Source organism: Dyella sp., assembly GCF_035486915.1.
Taxonomy (GTDB): Bacteria; Pseudomonadota; Gammaproteobacteria; order Xanthomonadales; family Rhodanobacteraceae; genus Dyella_B.
The window spans coordinates 1-4,231 of the sequence record NZ_DATHMR010000164.1 but is presented as its reverse complement, the minus strand read 5'-3'; the positions used below and the strand labels follow the sequence as shown (position 1 = coordinate 4,231).

Annotated in this window: 3 protein-coding genes; all 3 read right to left on the bottom strand. The window is 59.7% G+C overall.

Translation table 11 applies throughout. The features are described 5' to 3' along the window. Positions 1–451: 451 nt before the first annotated feature. The gene (locus tag VK725_RS13180) at positions 452–1,489 is read right to left on the bottom strand and encodes an HDOD domain-containing protein (RefSeq protein WP_325318515.1); all 1,038 of its coding nucleotides are present in this window, start codon (positions 1,487–1,489) and stop codon (positions 452–454) included. Between the two features lie 182 nt (positions 1,490–1,671). Then, positions 1,672–3,603 (bottom strand): M61 family peptidase, encoded by a 1,932-nt coding sequence (locus VK725_RS13175; protein ID WP_325318514.1) that lies wholly within the window; start codon positions 3,601–3,603, stop codon positions 1,672–1,674. A gap of 132 nt (positions 3,604–3,735) precedes the next feature. Next, a partial coding sequence (locus tag VK725_RS13170) for an amino acid permease (RefSeq protein WP_325318513.1) occupies positions 3,736–4,231 on the bottom strand: 496 nt, incomplete at its 5' end.

The window sequence follows — 4,231 nt, the reverse complement described above, 5'->3', positions numbered from 1 at the left end:
GTAGAGCGCGGCGAACGGGTGAAGGAAAGCCCGAAGGGTGGCTGGCACGGATGCCAGCCAGTTTTTCGCCAGCACAGGAAGTGCTGTCGAAAAACCCCGTAACCCGTTCGCGCACCCGTAGGGCGCGCTCTCCGGGGTGTCCTTTCTTTTGGTTACTCTTTCTTGACTCCGGGCATCCATGCCCTGCGCCCTTCGGGCCAGCTTCGCTGTTCGCACACGCTCCTGCGTGTGCGTGGACAAGCAAAGAAAAGTAACTCGGCCGCCGGCAGGCGGGCGAAACGCCCGCCGCGCAGGCGAGCAATCTAGCCGTAACGCACAAAGGAAAACCCAAGTCACTAGATGACCAGCTTCGCTGTTGTAAAACGCCTCCAGCCTTCGCTGGAATGACGGGATATACGGAGTCGCAAGTAGGGTCAGTAACGACGTCCAGGGACAACGCGAAAATCAACACTCATCCCGCATAAGCCTCGCGCTGCCGAAACCCCCTCCTCAAATCCTGCAACGCCCGATCCACTAACGCATCCGGCAACTTATCAACCCGGCCACGCGCAGCCGTCATCCCCGGATCGATCACATGGTTATCTTCAAGCATCTGCACCATCGCCACATGATCGGCCGCAGCCAGTGCATTACCCAACTCACTCACAGGCGGCTTTACGCGCAACTCAAGCTGCTCGCGCAACGCATCCACAACAGGCAACGGCAATTCCCAATGCTTCGCCGCCCGCAATGTCAGGTGATTGGCCATCCTTACAAAACTGTCGAGAAATTCACGGCTGAAGACGCCAAGCGACGTCGGCGCTTCCTGATCGAGCACGCGAATCATCGCACCCACACCCGCATTGCTGACCACACCCGCGAGATAACCTTCAAAGGGATCGTTGTATCCCTTCGCCAGATACGTGCACGCCTGTGCGCAACGTTCCGCATGATCCCAAAGCTGCTGGCCGGCCGTATGCCCCACCGTCCCGGCACTACCTTTGAGTATCGGCTTCATGACATGCATCGTGACCAGGCGACGCAAACCTTCGTGACCGAGCAGCACGACCGCATGCTGCAGACTGCTGATGGGCCTGGCCGTGCGGTAGTGGGCGCTGCGACTGACACGCATCACTTCGCCCACGAGCACCGGATCTCGTCCGATCAGTTTGGCGACCTTGATGCCGTCGGAATCTTCGCTTTTAAGCAGACGCAGCAACTGCGGCAGCACTTCGGGCAGCCGCGGCAACGTGGTGATGTCGAAACGCTCGCCGCCGCAGAGCTCATCAAATCGCCTGAGCAGCAATTGCTCCTGCGGCCGCATGTCGGCGACCTCGGATTCGGGCATTCCAAGAAGCATGCGATAGAACGCGTCCTGGACTTCGGCGCTATCGGGTGCCGCCGGCAATGCTTCGGGTGCGAGCGGTTCGGGCCATGAAAGCACCACGCCCAGACGTGGCCGCTCTCTTGGCTCCTCGCGTCCGAATAGTCGCTTCCAGAATGCCAGCATAGTTCCCCTCGACCGACCCCAATTGGCTCAAATTTCCCGCAAATTCCGCTGCGGGAATCGCGGTGGTACTTGCCCGTATTGGGTATCGGCATAAACGGCGAATTCTTGACTCGCCTGTGGCCGGAGAGGAAATAAAACGGCCGCCCGAAGGCGGCCGTTCTAAGGCGATACGTAGAGCGGCCTTATTTTCTCGGCGCGACAATCGCCCCGATTACATCCTTGCCATCGCCACGCACCAGATGCGGATAGCGTGAGCCGCCGTGGTAGTGGATCTTCACGGTGCTGTAGACATCGACGTTCTTGACCAGCAGCTCGATGGGAGCCTGTGAGGTCTTGGCCGCGTCGATGGCGTCCTTCAAGCTGTCGAGCGAGAAATCGCGGCCGTTGACGGCGACGATGGACAGGCCTGGCACCAAACCCGCCTGGAACGCCGGACCGTTCCATTGCACATCGGCGATGCGGCCGTTCTGGTTGACGATCAGACCGATCGAGTACGACAGGTTGGCCACGTGACGAATGCCTTCGTACGCTTTTTCTGCTTGGCCCTGGGTGTCGGTGAACACCAGTTTCCACCCGCCGCGTTCGATGCCGTGCTCCGGCAGTTCGCCGCCGGTGTAATCGAGGCGCTCACGCAGGAATGTCTTCCAGTCGAACGGCTGTACCTGGTTGAGCGTGTTCACGACATCGTCGAAGGTGTAGGTCTTGGTGACGTAGCTACCGTTGTCCATGCCGTAGAACGCGTGCGCGAAATCATCGAGCGAATGCTTGCCGCCGCTGAGTTCGCGAATCTTCGTATCGACGTCGAGCCACAACAGCTGGCCCTCCGGATAGAAGTCCGTGTCGCGCACCCAGTTGAGCCAGCTGTCGGAACCGTAATACGTGAGCGGCGCGGCATCGGCCGTGTCTTGCAGCGAACGCCAAGCGCGGCCGGTGCGGTACGTCATGTCGGCGGCGATGTTGGCGATGGAATCGCGGTATTGATCCGGTGTCCAAAGTCCCGCGCGCGCGGTAAGCACACCGCACCAGTAGTCGGTCAGGCCTTCGTACACCCAGAGCAGATCGTCCTGCATGGGCACGTTGAAATTGGGCGTCCACAGATCGGCTGGACGACGGAATTTCCCGTTCCACGAATGTACGAATTCATGCGGCATCAGGCTGGCTGCCCACAGGTGCATGTCGTCGTCAGTGAAGAAATCGGCAGGCAGGCGGTCGTCACTGGACTGGTGGTGTTCGAGACCAAAGTGCCCGGTGTGATCGGAAAGCGTGAGCAGGAAATCGTAATGGTCGTAGTGATGCGCACCGAACAACAGGTTGGTTTGCTTTACGACATCGCGTTGCTGTTGGAGCTGTTTGTCGGTGAGTTTGACGGCCTTCGCCGAATCGCCCACGACGTTCAGATGCACGGACGTGCCGCCGCTCGGCGTGAGATCGACGCGATTGAAGTTTGCGCCCGCAATCAGCGGCGAGTCGACGAAGTTGTTGAAGCTCACCGGCTTGAAGTGAGTCGTGTTGCCCGATTGGCTATCCACTTGCAGCGCCGAACCGAATTTCCAGCCTTCCGGCAATTCGACCGTGGGCTGGATCTGGATCTGCCGCGTGTAATAGCCGGCTGGATAGAAGGCGACCTGATTGAATTCCATGTCGACCAGGTCCGGCGTGGCCGATGCACTTGCGCCGAAGTTGCTGCCTTCGCCGTCGCCCGGCGACAGGAATTCGAATTCCAGGTCGAGCTGGCTCACGCCCTCGGGTACATCCAGATGTAGCGTGAACATGTCGCGCAGATCGCGGCGCCACGGCAACTGTTTGCCGTTCGCGCGAATGATCAGGCCCGATACGTTTTCCACCGGGCCGGAAGGGGCATGTTCGCCGGGAATCCACTTGGGATAGAACAGCGTGAGCGCGCCGGATTTGACCGGGATGGTTTCGTGTGAGCGAAAGACGCGTTTGCCCGCGTCGCTCAAGTCCACATTGACCGTCAGCATCCCAGCATACGGTTGATCGACAGGGGCCGGTGTATCGCCAGTTTCGGACTGGGCCATCGCTATGGATGAAAGGGTGATGGCTCCAAAAACAGCTGCTGCAAGAAGGCTGAAACGCATCGAATGAAACTTCACTAGGTGACTCCGGGGCAGGCACTGTTTTCGCGGAACATCCGCGAAAACAGCTGGGGATGACCACCCGCCAATGTGGCAGGTATACCTACCCATGGTAGAGCCAACGCCCCAGTCCCCCTCCCCTGCCAGAGGTCACGTAAAAGAGGTTTTACGCTGTGCCTTTTCTAAACGGCTATGGCGAATGCCGTATCCGAAATAGATCACGCAGCCCAGCGCCATCCAGATGATGAAGCGCTCGAAAGTGATCCACGGCAGACCGCCAATGCGATGCCAGCCATCGGTATCGGACCACGGCACACCGAAAATCAGCAGCAGCGAAAACAGCACACCCAAGGGCGCGACCACCGCCAGTGCAGGCGCGCGAAAGCTTCGCGCAACGTGCGGCTTGCGCACACGCAGCACCAGCACAGCTGTGCAAATGATGATGAAAGCGCTAAGCGTGCCGATGTTGACCAGTTCGGCGACTTCGCCAATCGGCAGCAGCCCGGCGACGATGGCGGTAAACACGCCGAGAATGACGGTGGGCCGTGCCGGCGTTCCGAAACGCGGATGGATGTGCGCGTACCATGCCGGTAGAAGGCCGTCGCGTGCCAGCGCAAACCATATACGCGCCGCGCCGAGCATGAAG